19 protein-coding genes and 1 pseudogene are annotated in these 16,006 nt (G+C 42.3%); 16 read left to right on the plus strand and 4 right to left on the minus strand.

The genetic code is table 11. The features are described from left to right. Window positions 1–65 precede the first annotated feature (65 nt). From rpe to ACO5E4_RS07705, 4 genes are all read left to right on the plus strand, one after another. Window positions 66–740, plus strand: coding sequence for a ribulose-phosphate 3-epimerase (gene rpe, locus ACO5E4_RS07690; protein WP_314954212.1), 675 nt, complete (start codon window positions 66–68; stop codon window positions 738–740). A 2-nt stretch (window positions 741–742) separates the two neighbouring features. After that, window positions 743–1,417 carry a phosphoglycolate phosphatase gene (locus ACO5E4_RS07695; RefSeq protein WP_314954210.1) on the plus strand — a complete coding sequence of 225 codons (675 nt, stop codon included), beginning with the start codon at window positions 743–745 and terminating at the stop codon, window positions 1,415–1,417. A gap of 121 nt (window positions 1,418–1,538) precedes the next feature. Beyond that, a complete protein-coding gene (gene trpS, locus ACO5E4_RS07700; RefSeq protein WP_485862630.1) occupies window positions 1,539–2,543 on the plus strand; it encodes a tryptophan--tRNA ligase in 1,005 nt (334 codons plus the stop codon). A 98-nt stretch (window positions 2,544–2,641) separates the two neighbouring features. Next, complete coding sequence (locus ACO5E4_RS07705; RefSeq protein ID WP_485862739.1) at window positions 2,642–3,481, plus strand: cysteine ABC transporter substrate-binding protein; 840 nt, start codon at window positions 2,642–2,644, stop codon at window positions 3,479–3,481. Between the two features lie 54 nt (window positions 3,482–3,535). Here the strand turns inward: ACO5E4_RS07705 and ACO5E4_RS07710 are convergent, their stop codons facing one another. After that, on the minus strand, window positions 3,536–3,934 hold the full coding sequence (locus ACO5E4_RS07710; protein WP_006719848.1) for a pyrimidine dimer DNA glycosylase/endonuclease V: 399 nt from the start codon (window positions 3,932–3,934) through the stop codon (window positions 3,536–3,538). Between the two features lie 497 nt (window positions 3,935–4,431). Between ACO5E4_RS07710 and ACO5E4_RS07715 the strand changes: the two genes are divergently transcribed. From ACO5E4_RS07715 to ACO5E4_RS07750, 8 genes and pseudogenes are all read left to right on the plus strand, one after another. Beyond that, on the plus strand, window positions 4,432–4,872 hold the full coding sequence (locus ACO5E4_RS07715; protein ID WP_485862631.1) for a DUF6636 domain-containing protein: 441 nt from the start codon (window positions 4,432–4,434) through the stop codon (window positions 4,870–4,872). Between the two features lie 88 nt (window positions 4,873–4,960). Then, window positions 4,961–5,521 (plus strand): DUF4189 domain-containing protein, encoded by a 561-nt coding sequence (locus tag ACO5E4_RS07720; RefSeq protein WP_485862632.1) that lies wholly within the window; start codon window positions 4,961–4,963, stop codon window positions 5,519–5,521. A 126-nt stretch (window positions 5,522–5,647) separates the two neighbouring features. Continuing rightward, entirely contained in the window at window positions 5,648–6,187 is a 540-nt protein-coding gene (locus tag ACO5E4_RS07725; RefSeq protein WP_006719843.1) for a DUF4189 domain-containing protein, read from the plus strand. A 53-nt stretch (window positions 6,188–6,240) separates the two neighbouring features. Beyond that, window positions 6,241–6,675: a DUF4189 domain-containing protein gene (locus ACO5E4_RS07730; protein WP_485862633.1), complete on the plus strand. Its 435-nt coding sequence runs from the start codon at window positions 6,241–6,243 to the stop codon at window positions 6,673–6,675. Between the two features lie 20 nt (window positions 6,676–6,695). Then, window positions 6,696–7,463 carry a type 2 periplasmic-binding domain-containing protein gene (locus ACO5E4_RS07735; RefSeq protein WP_006719839.1) on the plus strand — a complete coding sequence of 256 codons (768 nt, stop codon included), beginning with the start codon at window positions 6,696–6,698 and terminating at the stop codon, window positions 7,461–7,463. Window positions 7,464–7,757: 294 nt separating this feature from the next. After that, complete coding sequence (locus ACO5E4_RS07740; protein WP_006719837.1) at window positions 7,758–8,576, plus strand: DUF4189 domain-containing protein; 819 nt, start codon at window positions 7,758–7,760, stop codon at window positions 8,574–8,576. An 87-nt stretch (window positions 8,577–8,663) separates the two neighbouring features. Continuing rightward, entirely contained in the window at window positions 8,664–9,038 is a 375-nt protein-coding gene (locus ACO5E4_RS07745; protein ID WP_454906788.1) for a transposase, read from the plus strand. Between the two features lie 228 nt (window positions 9,039–9,266). Next, window positions 9,267–9,680 (plus strand): annotated as a pseudogene (locus tag ACO5E4_RS07750) (transposase); the annotation flags it as partial. A 51-nt stretch (window positions 9,681–9,731) separates the two neighbouring features. Here ACO5E4_RS07750 and ACO5E4_RS07755 read toward each other — a convergent pair. Continuing rightward, the gene (locus ACO5E4_RS07755; RefSeq protein ID WP_048749193.1) at window positions 9,732–10,349 is read right to left on the minus strand and encodes a MarC family protein; all 618 of its coding nucleotides are present in this window, start codon (window positions 10,347–10,349) and stop codon (window positions 9,732–9,734) included. Between the two features lie 78 nt (window positions 10,350–10,427). Between ACO5E4_RS07755 and ACO5E4_RS07760 the strand changes: the two genes are divergently transcribed. From ACO5E4_RS07760 to ACO5E4_RS07775, 4 genes are all read left to right on the plus strand, one after another. Continuing rightward, entirely contained in the window at window positions 10,428–12,353 is a 1,926-nt protein-coding gene (locus tag ACO5E4_RS07760; protein ID WP_485862634.1) for an ABC transporter ATP-binding protein, read from the plus strand. Window positions 12,354–12,483: 130 nt separating this feature from the next. After that, window positions 12,484–13,536 carry a recombinase RecA gene (gene recA / locus ACO5E4_RS07765; protein ID WP_230621926.1) on the plus strand — a complete coding sequence of 351 codons (1,053 nt, stop codon included), beginning with the start codon at window positions 12,484–12,486 and terminating at the stop codon, window positions 13,534–13,536. Window positions 13,537–13,618: 82 nt separating this feature from the next. Further along, window positions 13,619–14,077, plus strand: coding sequence for a recombination regulator RecX (recX, locus tag ACO5E4_RS07770; protein WP_485862635.1), 459 nt, complete (start codon window positions 13,619–13,621; stop codon window positions 14,075–14,077). Window positions 14,078–14,152: 75 nt separating this feature from the next. Further along, a complete protein-coding gene (locus ACO5E4_RS07775; protein WP_485862636.1) occupies window positions 14,153–14,542 on the plus strand; it encodes a RidA family protein in 390 nt (129 codons plus the stop codon). 71 nt (window positions 14,543–14,613) lie between these two features. On the opposite strand, the gene lysA is transcribed toward ACO5E4_RS07775, so the two are convergent. Together lysA and lptM are read right to left on the minus strand one after the other, a co-directional pair. Further along, window positions 14,614–15,864 (minus strand): diaminopimelate decarboxylase, encoded by a 1,251-nt coding sequence (gene lysA, locus ACO5E4_RS07780; RefSeq protein ID WP_485862637.1) that lies wholly within the window; start codon window positions 15,862–15,864, stop codon window positions 14,614–14,616. A gap of 18 nt (window positions 15,865–15,882) precedes the next feature. Then, window positions 15,883–16,002: an LPS translocon maturation chaperone LptM gene (lptM, locus tag ACO5E4_RS07785; protein ID WP_230621930.1), complete on the minus strand. Its 120-nt coding sequence runs from the start codon at window positions 16,000–16,002 to the stop codon at window positions 15,883–15,885. Between the last annotated feature and the right edge of the window lie 4 nt (window positions 16,003–16,006).

Consider the following 16,006-nt stretch of genomic DNA (forward strand, 5'->3'; position numbering starts at 1 on the left):
TCTTAAAAATTGAGGTGTATCGTAGTAAGATAAGGCGATTTTTAATAGCCTGTGAGGTGTGCCCCATGAAACCCTATTTAATTGCTCCCTCCATTCTTTCTGCGGACTTAGCGCGTTTGGGCGAAGAGGTGGAAAATGTCTTAAAGTGCGGTGGTGATGTCGTGCATTTTGATGTGATGGATAACCATTATGTTCCGAACTTAACTTTCGGTCCTGCCGTGTGCAAAGCCTTACGCGATTATGGTATCACTGCGCCGATTGATGTGCATTTGATGGTGAAACCGGTGGATCGCATTATCCCCGATTTTGCTAAAGCCGGTGCCAGCTACATTACCTTCCACCCGGAATCCTCCGAACATATCGACCGCACTTTGCAACTTATCCGCGATAACGGTTGTAAATCCGGTTTAGTATTTAACCCGGCAACGCCGTTAAGTTATTTGGATTATGTAATGGACAAAGTGGACATCATTTTACTGATGTCGGTGAATCCGGGCTTTGGCGGACAATCTTTCATTCCGGCAACCTTAGAAAAACTGAAACAGGCGAGAAAACGCATTGATGAGAGCGGATTGGATATTCGTTTAGAAGTGGATGGCGGTGTTAAAGCGAGCAATATTGCGGAAATTGCCCGCGCCGGTGCGGATATGTTCGTTGCCGGTTCGGCGATTTTCGATCAACCGGACTATAAAAAAGTCATTGATGAAATGCGTCAGCAGTTAGCCGCAGTAGGAAAATAAGCATGACAGGACAGTTTAAATTAATCGGTTTTGATTTGGATGGCACCTTGGTGGACAGCTTGCCTGATTTGGCTCTATCCGTGAATTCAGCGTTAGCAGAATTCGATTTGCCACAAGCGCCTGAAGCGTTGGTGCTCACTTGGATTGGCAACGGCGCGCAGATTTTAATTGCCCGCGCATTGGAATGGGCAACGGCACAATCAGGCAAAACCTTGACGGAAGGCCAAATTGCCACATTAAAAGAGCGTTTTAATGTCTTTTACGGCGAAAATATCTGCAATCGCAGCCGTTTATTCCCTCACGTGAAAGAGACTTTGCAGAAGCTCAAAGCCAAAGGTTACCGTTTGGCTGTCGTCACTAACAAACCGACCCAACACACCCGCCCGGTGTTGAAGGCTTTCGGCATTGAAGAGTTATTCGATGAAGTGTTGGGTGGACAATCGTTACCGGCCATCAAACCGCACCCGGGCCCGCTATTCTATTTATGCGGTAAATTTGGCTTATACCCGAAACAAGTGCTGTTTGTCGGCGATTCCCGCAATGATATTATTGCCGCGCATAATGCCGGTTGCCCGGTGGCGGGGTTGACTTACGGTTACAACTACAACATTCCAATCTCTGAATCCCATCCGGATTGGGTGTTTGAGGATTTCGCGGAGTTATTGACGCTTGTTTGATTGATTCTTCTGAATGGATGGCGCAAACGACCACGTTTGTGCCTTTATTTAATTTTGGCTACAGCACAAGCGTGGACGCTTGCGCTATCAATAATAAGATTTAAAAATTAAGGATGTAAAAATGACCAAACCTATCGTGTTCAGCGGCGTACAGCCATCAGGTGAATTGACTATCGGTAACTACCTCGGTGCGTTGCGTCAGTGGGTGAGAATGCAGGATGACTATGAATGCCTGTTCTGTATCGTGGATCAACACGCCATCACCGTGCGCCAAGATCCGGCGGCATTACGTAAGGCTACCTTGGACGTGTTGGCGTTATATTTAGCCTGCGGTATCGACCCAGCAAAATCTACCATTTTCATCCAATCTCATGTGCCGGAACACGCGCAATTGGCTTGGGTGTTAAACTGCTACACGTATTTTGGCGAAATGGGTCGTATGACCCAGTTTAAAGATAAATCCGCCCGTTATGCGGAAAATATCAACGTAGGCTTGTTCACTTATCCGGTGTTAATGGCGGCAGACATTTTGCTTTACCAAGCCAACCAAGTGCCGGTGGGCGAAGACCAAAAACAACATTTGGAAATCACTCGTGACATTGCGCAACGTTTTAATGCGTTATACGGACCGCACTTTGCTGTGCCGGAAGTATTCATCCCGAAAGCGGGTGCACGCGTGATGTCCTTGCTAGAGCCGGAAAAGAAAATGTCCAAATCGGACGAAAACCGCAACAACGTTATCGGCTTATTAGAAGATCCGAAAGCAGTCGCGAAGAAAATTAAACGTGCGGTAACCGATTCTGACGAGCCGCCGGTGATTCGTTATGACGTGAAAAATAAAGCGGGCGTGTCCAATCTTCTCGACATTCTCTCCGGCGTGAGCGGCAAAACCATCGCAGAACTTGAGCAAGAATTTGAAGGCAAAATGTATGGTCACCTCAAAGGTGCTGTTGCCGACGAAGTTTCCGCCATGTTGACCACGTTGCAAGAACGCTACCATCATTTCCGCAACAACGAGGAATTACTCCTCCAAATTGCTAAAGACGGTGCGGAAAAAGCCAAAGCACGTGCACAAGAAACGTTAGCGAAAGTGTATGACGCCATTGGGTTTATTGGCGCGAAGTAAGTCATTCCACACAAAAACAAAAGCGGCGTGAAAGCCGCTTTTTTATTTCAAGGGAAAAGCTAAAGGCAAACAAAAAGTGCGGTGAAAATCCACTGTAAATTTTGACCGCACTTTTAGCCACTGCCACCTTAGCATTTGGCTTAACCGCGTGTAATGATAAAGAACCCGCTAAAGACGGAGCAAAAACAATCTCAAGCCTTGAGCAAATACAAAAAGATGGCAAAGTGCGCATTGGTGTATTTAGCGATAAACCACCATTTGGTTATGTGGATGCGCAAGGTAAAAGCCAAGGCTTTGATGTCGAAATTGGTAAAGCGATCGGTAAAGACTTATTAGGTGACGAAAACAAAGTAGAGTTTGTTTTAGTGGATGCCGCAAACCGTGCTGAATACTTACTTTCTAAGAAAGTTGATATTATCTTAGCTAACTTTACTGTGACACCAGCTCGTAAAGAAGTGGTAGATTTTGCTAATCCATATATGAAAGTGGCACTCGGTGTTGTTTCAAAAGATGGCTCAGTCATTACTGATCTTGAACAATTAAAAGGCAAAACTTTAATTGTAGATAAAGGCACCACGGCTGATATTTTCTTTACCAAAAACTATCCAGATGTGAAGTTATTGAAATTCGAACAAAATACAGAAACCTTTGAAGCCTTACGTGATGGCCGTGGTGATGCCTTATCTAACGACAATACCTTCTTATTCGCTTGGGCAAAACAAAATCCAGGTTATACTGTGGGCGTAAAAAACTTTGGTGATCAAGATGTTATTGCACCAGCTGTTCGCAAAGATGCACCTGATTTGTTAAATTGGTTAAATAACGAAATCCAAACCTTAGGCAAAGATGGTCGTTTAAAACAAGCTTACGAAAAAACTTTATTGCCAGTTTATGGTGATACCGTAAACGAAAGTGATATCGTAGTTGAATATAAATAATTTAAACCCATTCACTTCCCCTGTAATTTCCCCACAGGGGAAGTGAAAACTCCTTTATTTTTGACCACTCTTTGGAAGATGTGGTGTAAATCTCGCCTTTAGTGGCATTCTTTCCTGAATACGTTCCCGATTAATCTGTAACGCCGCCTCTGTGGCTTCATAGTCCAACCATAAACTTGGATCATCAGGTAACATTTCATTCCAAATATATTGTACGTTAAAGCCTCGCGCCTTACATTCCGCATGCAATGCATCATACCGTTTCTTTAAAAACGCCAATTTATTAAAGAAAAAACGCACATGCCCTTCACCTAATTTATATTCCGTAGGCTGTCCTTTCAAATGAAATTTACCTTTCGCCACGGCATTAGGAATGCGGGTTAATTCACGATGTTCAGCTAAAAGATGCTGATCACAAAGCTCCTCAGGTGGAACAAGATTAATTCGAGTCATAAGTCATACCAAATAAAAAGGAACATAGTAAGGGGCGTAAAGGTATTTGTCTATGATTTACTTATCTCTTTAAAAGAATAAATATTCAAGCATTTCAGAAAAGATATTTATCTGAGCATTTTAATAAAGTATTGATCTATTCAAAATAAACAGTATGACCTAACCTTAACAACTTATTATGGTCCACAAGAGCAATATTCATAATTTAAAGTGAATAAAGAAGATACTTTGCGATGTTGCTATGGATGGCGAAAGTTGGAGTATTCGGGAAATATTTATTTGATTTGAATGCGCTACAAGGCACCAATTATGATGGCGTGTTCCAAACCTCATCGGTTTATATTTATTTTTTATGCCCATTATTGTTAAGTTTGTTATCCTACCTTTATTGTAAGAAATAAAACAAGTAAACTCATAACTTAGCAATTCAAAAGGGTTTGCAAGCGGTTAAATTTTGTAGGAATTTTACCAATCTCTCCATTCAATAAGGATTCATCATGAAAAAGTTATTTTTATTCGCTTTATGTACTTTCTCTGCTTCTAGCTTTGCCTTAACCCCGCAAATAGAAACAGCATCAAACTCAGACTCTTTTATCAGTTTCCGCACTGCTAATGATACTATTTATTGCTCTGGCGATATTCCTGACCTAAACCCCAAAGTTGAATGTGTTACTAAAATCAAAGGAAAACCGATTTTGCCGCGTCCGAAAGATTGTGAATTAGAATGGGGCGAGCTATTTTCTGTTGGCGCTACAGGAAAAGCCTCACTTGTTTGTGCCAGTGATATCCCCGCTGTACCAGACTCTCAGATCTTAAAAGACGGCGAAACAATTAAAGGCAAAGGTTGGCAATGTACTGCGTCTGGTGATTCAGTTACTTGCTCAAACCAAGAAAAACACGGTTTTAAAATTAGCCAAGCAAAACAAAAATTATTTTAGTTTGTAGCGTATTTGAAAAATACACAATACGTTAATTGCCTTACCACAAGAGCGGTCAAATTTTTCTCACTTTTTACAAGGAATAAAAATGAAAAAATATTGGTTAATCCCATTGATGATACTTATTGGATCCCCCTATGCCAATAGCTGTGGCGGGCAATTTGATCCAGCAACTGGAACGTGTCGAATTATTGGTCCTGACGGAAAAATGATCCTATATAATTCAGCTCCACCTCAAAGAGGATATTCCGGAGGGTATTCAAGTGATGACTATTCAAATATCCCTAGCCGCCCCATCCCTTTTTACGCAGCAATCGCTGTGAATAGAAATACTGGTGACTGGGGGTGGTCAACAGGTACTTTGACTGAATTTTCTGCTATCGAAGATGCCAAAAATAACTGCGAAAAAGCAGGGAATGGCCCATGTGACACTACGGCAACACAACTCAATGGTTGTCTTGCAATGGCATCATCTAGAGGCAAAAATGGTAGTTGGTCTTATTTCTTATCAAATTCAGGGACTTGTGGCTCAGTTGAAAAAGAAGCATTATCAAACTGTCGAGCAAGCAAAGCTAAAAACTGTAAAATTGAAATCCACCAGCTTGATTCTACGTATCAATACTTGGTTGAACCACTATTAAGAGATTAGCTTATAGGGGACATTCACGCAAGGCTGTCATACACACTCGTGCGTGAATTGTAAAAAGCCCATACTACTTGAATCTTCTTGCTACAAGAGCGGTCAAATTTCTCTCACCTTTTACAAGGAATAAAAATGAAAAAATATTGGTTAATCCCATTGATGATACTTATTGGATCCCCCTATGCCAATAGCTGTGGCGGGCAATTTGATCCAGCAACTGGAACGTGTCGAATTATTGGTCCTGACGGAAAAATGATCCTATATAATTCAGCTCCACCTCAAAGTGGATATTCTAGTGGTTATTCGAATGTGCCAGCAGAACCACCACGTTCTGACTACTATGCTGCCATTGCCATCAATAAAGCCACTGGAGATTGGGGATGGTCAAGCGGCTTTTTAGGCGAATCTACGGCTATCATGGATGCAAGATTGCACTGTGAAAAAGCAGAACGAGGAGAATGCGAAGGAGCGGCAACACAATTAAATGGCTGTCTTGCTATGGCATCTTCAAAAGATAAAAAAGGGAATTGGGCTTACTTCTTTTCAAATTCTGGGATTTGCGGCGTAGTTGAAAAGGAAGCATTATTAAATTGCCAAGCAAGCAAAGCTAAAAACTGCCAAATTGAAATCCGTCAATTAGATGCGAATTATCCATACTTTATGTATCAATAAACGCTTAAAATCAATATGGAGCGTATCAGATACGCCCTAACAAAAGGATTATTATGAAAAAATTACTTACATTGGCTTTATGTGCTTTATCCGTTTCAGCTTTTGCAACAACACCTTCAATCGAAGATCAAATCTCGTATCCACCACGACCGCCAATTCTAGAATTTCCTAATTGGTGGAGTGTAATTGCTTATAATCCAAAAAATGGTGCTTTTGGTTATGGCGAGGGAAATATGATAAAGCCTGCTCAAAATAAAGCACTAAAGAATTGTGAGCTTGCTTCAACGGATACAAATAAACAATATTGTCAAATTGTGACAGAAGCTAATCATGCTTGTGTTGCTCTTGCAACGGGAGACTCCCCTGAAAAATATGCCGCAGTTGGCAATTTCGGAATGAAGCGAGAAGAAGTTGAACAAGAAGCCTTGGCAGCCTGTAAAACGAATTCAGCGAATTGCACAATCACCTTCTCTGCTTGCGAAAGATAATCTTAAAAAAGGAACGCTCTATGAAAAAAATCTTACTTTGCCTGTGTCTCTTTTCTTCTGCCGCTTATGCTAACCAATGTGAAATCATTGATACCGAATTAGCCGCAAGTTATTCAGAGATGAAAACCTACGGCAACTATAACGAAAACAATGAAGAAAAATACCAGTCTTCAGAAAAACGTTTTAAAGACGCACTAGCCAAAATTGAAAATTTAGAAGGCAAATTCTGCGCTTGGGAAAAAGCACCTAAAGCGGGGGTTGGTGTGCTCACGTCAAAAGACAATAAGCTTCAGATTCTGACTTGGGATTGGCAATCTGGCGGGACAATGCACGAATATGGCAGCATTTGGCGTTATCAGTTACCTAACGGCACTTGGAAAACGGAATTTAATGAGTTAGACTCTGATTCTGATATAACCAGCCTAACAGCCCCTAAATTGAATGGAAAACCTTACTATTTTGTAGAAACTGCTGACATCTACAGTCAATGTCATCATGCAATCGCAGCGAAATTTTATCAAATTACGGAAAAAGGTTTAGAAGAAGCCAATCTGATTCAAGGTAAAGAACCAACTTCTAATATTGGTGTATCGTATATCTCATATACGAATAATGATTTACCAGAATCGAATGCCTATTTTGATTACGACTTGAAAAATAACCGCTTTAGCTTCCCGTTAGTACATCAATTTGAAGATACATGTGGTAACGGAAAAATGACCTCAGAACGCATTTATTATCGTTTTGATGGCAAACACTTTGTAAAAGAGAAAAAGACTAAAAAATAGATCTATTCCTGTACTCACATAAAAAAGGGGGCTCGAATCCTTATTAAAGGATCCCCCCTTTAAGGAAACAGCCATGTCTGTAAAAACATTTGAAAAATTGACCGCACTTTTTTTATTTAAACCTATAAAAATATTCACTTTATACTTACAATAAAATCTGATAACCTGAGCAAATTACTATATTATTATCACGTATCTTTATCCTTTAATAAGGAAATATATCTCATGTTATCTCATAAGATTAAGCTAGTTTGTCTAGTTGCGTTCACACTCTTTTTAACAAGTTGCTCAACAATGTATAACCCATTAGACACTTTATACTGGCATGGTAAAGAAGACTATGAGTTTTTTGCTCGAAAACGTTTGCCAGATGAATCTTATCAATGCTTTAAAGACAATGAAAGAAGTTATATTCACGCTTATCGACTTGCTCTTTATGATTTACAAACCTATGAAGTTGGCAGAAACTCTAGAACAATCTTTCTAACAACAGAAAAAGTATATACTGGTGGTCATACATGGACTTATGTATTTACGGATGCAAGCCATAAAATCACATCTATTAGAGATGCCACAGGGTTTGGAGACATTGAAAAAGAATTTGGTTGTGGTGAGTATCAAGAAGCAGTAAAAATTGCTACACCAGAAGAACTAAAAAAACGCAAAATTAAACCTAGATTATGGGCTGCAATTGTTCGCACTCCAGAAATAAATCAAATGATGTGGGCTTCTGATGCAGCTTATAGTACTCTTGAGCAAGCCAAACAAGATTCACTAAAACAATGTCAAGAGTATGGTGGCAAAGACTGCCAATTAGTGATTGGTATAAGTAATATGTGTTTAGGGTTAGCTAGTGGTCGAGATAGTAGAGGTATGAGAGATTACTTCGGAAATAGTATTATTCCTGAGCACGCTAAAGAAATGGCGGTTGAAAATTGCCAAGCGAAAGGGGGCTCATCTTGTAAGCCTAGCCCAGCCCCTTCGCTTTGCGCCCTACCGTGTGATATGCTTAGAGATAAAACTTGTAACTTTGATAGTCCTCAAGTCATCATACCAGGCATTAAAGGCGGAAAAGCATTTAACGTAGCATTAGATGGTAATGTACTTAAATAGTAAATAATATTTTCAAAGTGCGGTCAAATCTGACCGCACTTTTGATCTGCATCCCAAAACCTGGACACCTAATTTGAGGTGCAGATTATGTCCTACCCTTATCAATTTCGTTTGAAAATTATCAAACTCGTCACCGAACAGGATTATGGTATCCGTGAGGTGGCTAAACTTCATAACATTCCCCATTCTGCCGTCATCTATTGGCTAAAAGCGTTTCGGGAAAGAGGGCTTGATGGCGTAAAATCACCTCATACAACCCTTCAAACACCGAAAATAGCGAAGCCAAAGATGAAAAAGAAAGACATTGAAATCCCGGAAACTACAGACTTTTCACCTAAAGCGTTTAAAAAGTTACAACGAGAGCTCGCCTTGGCTCGTGCGGAGATTGCTTACCTAAAGGAGTTGGAGAAGCTCGACCGTCAAAAACAACGACAGAAAAAAGAAAAATCATTGAAAGATTGAAGCCGGACCACGCATTAAATGATTTACTTTATGTGGCTAAAATGCCTCGTTCAAGCTTTTACTATAAAGAGATTAAGCGAAATTATCACGAGGTAAAAGAGACTATCTTATCGCTGTACAAAAAGAACAGAAAACGAGATGGTTATCGCCCCGTGACATTTAAATTACGCCAAATGGGTAACGGATGTAACGGAATTTCATGTTGGGCAAGAAAAGCTTTATTTTTCACCGTTGATGGACTTGGCTAACCGAGAAATTATTGCCTATAACTTTGCAACATGCCCGAAGTTTTCATTGGTGAAAGGTATGCTAGAACAAGGGCTTAGTCGGCTTAAACCGACAGAATGCCCGATTATTCATAGCGACCAAGGCGTATTGTATGGCTCGGCGGAATGGGTAAAGATGTTGGAAGGTAAAGCGGTTCAAAGTATGAGCCGCCGAGGAAATCGCTACGACAATGCGGTGATTAAAAGTTTTTTTGCGATACTAAAATCAGAGTGTTTTTATTCACGGAGCTATCATTCAATCGCTGAATTACAGGCTGAAATTGAAGAATATTTGGTGTATTACAATCAAGAACGAATTAAACTTGATTTAAAAGGATTAAGCCCAGTGCAATACCGAGCTCAATATTTAAGTTAACTAACCTGTCCAACTTTTTGGGGGCAAATCACTTTGTAGAAAATAAATCGATTAACTCATTTGCGTAAAGAAATCGCGAATCCCTACCAACATATTGTTAATGGCGACAGCGGCTAAAATTAATCCCATCACGCGACTAATCACCGCAGCGCCGGTGTTACCAATCCAGCGTTGAATGCGGTTGGCGGCGAGGAATAAAAGATAGGTAATCAACAACACAGAAAGCATGATTAAGGTTGTCATGGTTTGATCGAACAGGCTGAAACGATGGTTGTCAGTGAGCAACACAATCGCCATCATGGCGCCGGGCGAGGCAATAGACGGCACGGCTAACGGATACACCGCCAGTTCGTTGAGATTGGATGAGAGTTTAATTTCTTGTTCCGGTTTGCCTTCACCGAAAATCATGGTCAAAGCGAACAGCAATAACACCAAACCACCGGCAATTTGGAAGGCGGTGAGCGGAATTTGCATGGCTTCTAACAAAGCCTGTCCGGCGATGAGGAAGAAAATCAAAATGCCGGCGGAAATCATGACTGCTTTTAAAGCGATTTTGCGGCGATCTTCCACTGAAAGACCCACTGTTTTGGTTAAATAAACGGGAATAGAACCTATCGGATCGATGACCGCCCACAGCACCACGAATTGAACGACGAGAGAATCAAACATTGGCAACTCCGAGAAAAAAGTGGAAAATAACGCGTCTTTTTACAAATCAATATCTTATATTAAATTCGTTATAAACCAATGCTTTTTTTCACAAATTTAACCCTAAAACGGGGCTTGACTACGCTCCTCGAAAACGCCAATGCCACCATTAATCCGGGACAAAAAGTTGGTCTGGTCGGCAAAAACGGTTGCGGCAAATCCTCCTTATTTGCGTTGCTTAAAAATGAAATGAGCGCCGAAGGTGGTGAGGTTTCTTTCCCGTCAACTTGGGCGTTGGCATGGGTGAATCAAGAAACGCCCGCACTGGATTGTCGCGCCATTGATTATGTGATTCAGGGCGACCGTGAATATAGCCGTCTGCAACAGGCATTACAGCAAGCGAATGCTGACAATGACGGTAATGCGATCGCCACTTTGCATAATCAACTTGATGCTATTGATGCTTGGACGATAGAAGCACGCGCCGGCGAGTTGTTGCACGGTTTGGGCTTTTCTCAGGCGGAATTGTCTCAGCCGGTGAAGGCGTTTTCCGGTGGTTGGCGGATGCGGTTGAATTTGGCTCAAGCCTTGATTTGTCGCTCTGATTTATTATTGCTTGACGAACCGACCAACCACTTGGATTTGGACGCCGTGATTTGGTTGGAACGCTGGTTAAAGCAATATCCGGGGACATTGATTCTAATCTCGCACGATCGCGACTTTTTAGACCCGATTGTCGGCAAAATTCTGCATATTGAACAACAAAAACTCAATGAATACACGGGCGATTATTCTTCCTTTGAATTGCAACGGGCAACGAAATTAGCGCAACAAAATGCGATGTATCGCCAACAACAGCTGAAAATCGATCACTTGCAGCGTTATATCGACCGTTTTAAAGCCAAAGCCACCAAAGCTAAACAGGCGCAAAGCCGTATTAAAGCGTTGGAACGTATGGAAAAAATTGCACCGGCGTATGTGGATAATCCGTTTCATTTTGAATTCCGCGAACCGCTCTCCCTGCCAAGCTCGTTATTAATGATGGAAAACGCCTCTGCCGGTTATGGTTTGGGCGAAAGTGCGGTGGAAATTTTAAGTAAAATTAAACTGAATCTGGTGCCCGGTTCACGTATCGGGCTGCTCGGTAAAAATGGTGCAGGGAAATCCACCTTAATTAAATTATTAGCGGGTGAAATCGCACCGACCGGTGGCACGATTCAATTAGCCAAAGGCGTACAATTAGGCTATTTCGCCCAGCACCAATTAGACACGTTGCGCGCGGATGAAAGCGCCTTGTGGCATTTGCAAAAAATTGCGCCCCAACAAACAGAGCAACAACTGCGCGATTATTTAGGTGGTTTTGCTTTTCACGGCGACAAAGTGAATCAGCCGGTGGCGTCTTTTTCTGGTGGCGAAAAAGCGCGTTTGGTGTTGGCGCTTATTGTGTGGCAACGCCCGAACTTACTCTTGTTGGATGAACCGACCAACCACTTGGATTTGGATATGCGTCAGGCGCTGACCGAAGCGTTGGTGGATTATCAAGGTTCTTTGGTGTTGGTGTCGCACGATCGCCATTTGTTGCGCAATACCGTGGATGAATTCTATTTGGTGCATGACAAGCAAGTGGAAGAATTTAAAGGGGATTTGGCGGATTATCAGAAGTGGCTGAACGAGCAGAATGCACAGCCGGCAGAGATAAAAGCACAAAATGAGCCCAGTGAAAATGAAAATTCTGCTGCCAACCGTAAAGAGCAAAAACGTAAGGAAGCGGAACTTCGCCAACAACTTGCGCCATTACGCAAACAGGCAACGGAGCGAGAAACTCAAATGGAAAAACTGGGGGCTAAATTACAGCAGATTGAAACGGAGTTGGCGGATCCGAGTTTGTACGATGTAGAAATGAAAGCAAAATTAACCGCACTTTTAGCCGAGCAGGTGCAGGTGAAAAAGCAGCTGGAAGAGGTAGAAGTTGACTGGTTGGCACTCCAAGAAAGCATAGAAGACATCATGTCTCAAGCAGAATAAACCGCAAAATAATGCGGTTTTGGAAGCAGTGTCACATTATTTTTAAAAAGATCAAAATTTCACTTGATACTGTATATTGATACAGTTATTATAAGCGCGAATGTTGATAATGATTTTCCCGAGGTAAAAAATGGCAACTCAAGAAGAAAAACAAAAAGCGCTCGAAGCCGCGTTAGGTCAAATCGAAAAACAATTTGGTAAAGGCGCCATCATGAAATTAGGCGACAGCCAAAAATTGGATATTGAAGCGATTTCCACCGGTTCCTTCGGTCTTGACTTAGCGTTAGGGATCGGCGGTTTGCCAATGGGACGTATCGTTGAAATTTTTGGCCCGGAATCTTCCGGTAAAACCACTTTGACGCTTTCTGTGATCGCTGAAGCGCAAAAAGCAGGTAAAACCTGTGCCTTTATCGATGCGGAGCATGCCTTAGACCCAATTTATGCCTCTAAACTGGGCGTGGATGTGAAAGAGTTGTTGGTTTCTCAACCGGATAACGGTGAGCAAGCGTTAGAAATCTGTGATGCCTTAGTACGTTCCGGTGCCGTGGATGTGATTATTGTTGACTCCGTTGCGGCCTTAACGCCGAAAGCGGAAATCGAAGGCGACATGGGCGATTCTCATGTGGGCTTGCAAGCGCGTCTCATGTCTCAAGCGTTGCGTAAATTGACCGGACAAATTAAAAATGCCAACTGCTTAGTGATTTTCATTAACCAAATTCGTATGAAGATCGGCGTGATGTTTGGTAACCCGGAAACCACCACCGGTGGTAATGCGCTGAAATTTTATGCCTCTGTGCGTTTGGATATTCGCCGTGTTGGCTCAATCAAAGAAGGCGATGAGGTCATTGGTAATGAAACGCGCGTGAAAGTGGTGAAAAACAAAGTTGCGCCGCCATTCCGTCAAGTGGATTTCCAAATCCTGTACGGTGAAGGGATTTCTAAAGAAAGCGAATTGATTGATCTTGGCGTAAAACACAAGCTCATCAGCAAAGCCGGCGCATGGTATGCTTATGAAAACGAGAAAATCGGTCAGGGTAAAACCAATGCGATGAAATGGTTAAAAGAGAATCCGGAGCAAGCGAAATTAATTGAAAGCACTTTGCGTGATGAATTATTGGCGCATCCGGAAACGGCCATTACCGCCGACGTTGAAGACGAAGCCGGTGACGCTGATTTCGAATAAAATGAGTGATGTAAAAAAGTGCGGTCATTTTTGCCCGCACTTTTTCTATCTGTTCTTTAACCATAATCACAAGTGACACAATATGTCCTCCCTTGCTCTTAATTATGTGATGAATTTACTTTCTCGCCGTGAATACAGCGAATTTGAACTGCGTTGTAAAATGCAGGAAAAAGCCTTTTCCGAGGAAGACATTGATCAGACTATTACGCATTGCCAGCAAAAAAACTGGCAAAGTGATCAACGTTTTACCGAAAGTTATTTGAACAGCCGTTCTCAACGAGGCTATGGTGTCAATAGAATTAAACAAGAATTGCGCCAGTTAAAAGGTATTGAAAGTGCCACCATTGAAGCGGTTGTCCGTGAATACGATATTGATTGGTCGGCATTGGCGTTAAATGTGTTACGCAAAAAGTTTCCTGATTATAAGGAAAAGCAACCGCCGAAAATGCGCCAAAAAATTTGGCAATACATGCTGTCACATGGTTTTAATCAAGAGGATTTTGCGGATTATGTGGGGTCTGACCCGAGCGAGTTTGATTAGTGTTATATGGTAACTGACATGTTATCGATTTCAACGTAGAATAGCGTTCCACAAAATCATCAGTTAGGAGAAAAAATGACGAAAGTAGTTCATACAGAGAAGGCGCCGGCTGCTATCGGGCCTTATGTACAAGCCGTTGATTTAGGCAATTTAGTGCTGACTTCAGGACAAATTCCGGTCAATCCGGCAACCGGTGAAGTGCCGAAAGATATTGTGGCACAAGCTCGCCAGTCGTTAGAGAATGTGAAAGCGATTATTGAACAAGCCGGACTCACTGTTGCTGATATTGTGAAAACAACGGTATTCGTGAAAGATTTAAATGATTTTGCGGCAGTCAATGGCGAATATGAGCGTTTCTTCAAAGAAAATCATCACCCGAGTTTCCCTGCACGTTCTTGTGTGGAAGTGGTCCGCCTGCCGAAAGATGTTGGCTTAGAAATTGAAGCCATCGCGGTAAGAGCGTAGTTTTGTTCACCGATGTGTTTATAAAAAATCCCGCAAGTGAGTTTGCGGGATTTTTTATGTTTCACCTTGCGTTACAGCAATAAGCTTTCTAATTGCCACAATTCGTTTAAAGTCTCGCGGCGACGAATAAGATACGCTTTATCGCCATCCACCATGACTTCCGCCGTTCTTGGGCGAGAGTTATAGTTGGAAGACATACTTGCGCCGTAGGCACCGGCAGATCGTTGGGCTAAATAATCCCCTTCCGCAATGGCAAGTTTGCGTTGTTTGCCGAGGAAATCGGAGGTTTCGCAAATCGGGCCGACGACATCGTACATTTTTTCTTCACGCGCTAAAGTGCGGTCTATTTCGAGAATGTTCATGTAGGCTTGATACAACGCCGGGCGAATCATGTCGTTCATGCCGGCATCCACAATGGCAAAATTACGGCTTTCGTTGGATTTTAAATACTCTACTTTGGTTACCAAAATACCCGCGTTGGCGGTAATGGCGCGCCCCGGTTCAACGATGATTTCCAGTTCGCTAAAGGCACTCAATTTTTCCCACAACGCTTTGGCATATTCTGTCGGATGTGGCGGGGCTTCATCAGTGTAAGTCACGCCTAAGCCGCCGCCTAAGTCTAAGTGTTTTAAATGAATGCCATCTTGTTTTAATTGTTCCATGAGTACAATTAAGCGATCTACGGCATCTAAAAAGGGTTGTAATTCAGTGAGTTGTGAGCCGATGTGACAATCCATGCCGACAATTTCAATATTTGGTAAGGTGGCGGCTAATTTATAGACTTCTCGAGCCTGTTCTACACTCACGCCGAATTTATTTTCTTTCAAACCGGTGGAGATATAAGGGTGGGTATGAGCATCCACATCCGGATTTACGCGCAATGAAATTGGGGCGATTTTGCCCATATCACCGGCGATTTGGTTAATGCGCAACAATTCTGCTTCCGACTCCACGTTGAAACAACGAATATTGACTTCTAAGGCACGAGCGATTTCTTGGTGAGATTTTGCGACGCCGGAAAAGACTACTTTGGCCGCGTCACCGCCGGCGGCAAGGACTCGTTCCAATTCCCCTTGGGACACAATGTCAAAGCCTGATCCTAATTTTGCCATTACGTTTAAAATCGCAATATTCGGGTTGGATTTCACCGCAAAACACACCAAGTGCGGATGCTCATCGAAAGCGTTATTAAATGCGTGCCAATGGCGTTCAAGGGTGGCTCGGGAATAAACATACAACGGCGTACCAAATTGTTCGGCCAATTGTTTGACCGGCAGATTTTCCGCCATGAGTTGATTGTTTTTATATTGGAAAAAGTCCATAAGGTTGCCTATAAAAAGTTATTTGCTTGTTTTCTGAGCGCTGTCTTGTTCCGGAAAATATAATGGGCCTTTGACGCCGCAGCCGGTACTTAGCGCACACAATGTGATGAGTAAAAATACGGAAATCAGTTTTTTCATTGGT

It is taken from the genome of Aggregatibacter sp. (assembly GCF_057314075.1).

Bases quoted from the DNA above. Each gene is read 5' to 3' on its own strand.
- rpe (WP_314954212.1), top strand. From the start codon at position 66: ATGAAACCCTATTTAATTGCTCCCTCCATTCTTTCTGCGGACTTAGCG.
- ACO5E4_RS07695 (WP_314954210.1), top strand. From the start codon at position 743: ATGACAGGACAGTTTAAATTAATCGGTTTTGATTTGGATGGCACCTTG.
- trpS (WP_485862630.1), top strand. From the start codon at position 1,539: ATGACCAAACCTATCGTGTTCAGCGGCGTACAGCCATCAGGTGAATTG.
- ACO5E4_RS07710 (WP_006719848.1), bottom strand. From the start codon at position 3,934: ATGACTCGAATTAATCTTGTTCCACCTGAGGAGCTTTGTGATCAGCAT.
- ACO5E4_RS07715 (WP_485862631.1), top strand. From the start codon at position 4,432: ATGAAAAAGTTATTTTTATTCGCTTTATGTACTTTCTCTGCTTCTAGC.
- ACO5E4_RS07720 (WP_485862632.1), top strand. From the start codon at position 4,961: ATGAAAAAATATTGGTTAATCCCATTGATGATACTTATTGGATCCCCC.
- ACO5E4_RS07725 (WP_006719843.1), top strand. From the start codon at position 5,648: ATGAAAAAATATTGGTTAATCCCATTGATGATACTTATTGGATCCCCC.
- ACO5E4_RS07730 (WP_485862633.1), top strand. From the start codon at position 6,241: ATGAAAAAATTACTTACATTGGCTTTATGTGCTTTATCCGTTTCAGCT.
- ACO5E4_RS07735 (WP_006719839.1), top strand. From the start codon at position 6,696: ATGAAAAAAATCTTACTTTGCCTGTGTCTCTTTTCTTCTGCCGCTTAT.
- ACO5E4_RS07740 (WP_006719837.1), top strand. From the start codon at position 7,758: ATGTATAACCCATTAGACACTTTATACTGGCATGGTAAAGAAGACTAT.
- ACO5E4_RS07745 (WP_454906788.1), top strand. From the start codon at position 8,664: ATGTCCTACCCTTATCAATTTCGTTTGAAAATTATCAAACTCGTCACC.
- ACO5E4_RS07755 (WP_048749193.1), bottom strand. From the start codon at position 10,349: ATGTTTGATTCTCTCGTCGTTCAATTCGTGGTGCTGTGGGCGGTCATC.
- ACO5E4_RS07760 (WP_485862634.1), top strand. From the start codon at position 10,428: ATGCTTTTTTTCACAAATTTAACCCTAAAACGGGGCTTGACTACGCTC.
- recA (WP_230621926.1), top strand. From the start codon at position 12,484: ATGGCAACTCAAGAAGAAAAACAAAAAGCGCTCGAAGCCGCGTTAGGT.
- recX (WP_485862635.1), top strand. From the start codon at position 13,619: ATGTCCTCCCTTGCTCTTAATTATGTGATGAATTTACTTTCTCGCCGT.
- ACO5E4_RS07775 (WP_485862636.1), top strand. From the start codon at position 14,153: ATGACGAAAGTAGTTCATACAGAGAAGGCGCCGGCTGCTATCGGGCCT.
- lysA (WP_485862637.1), bottom strand. From the start codon at position 15,864: ATGGACTTTTTCCAATATAAAAACAATCAACTCATGGCGGAAAATCTG.
- lptM (WP_230621930.1), bottom strand. From the start codon at position 16,002: ATGAAAAAACTGATTTCCGTATTTTTACTCATCACATTGTGTGCGCTA.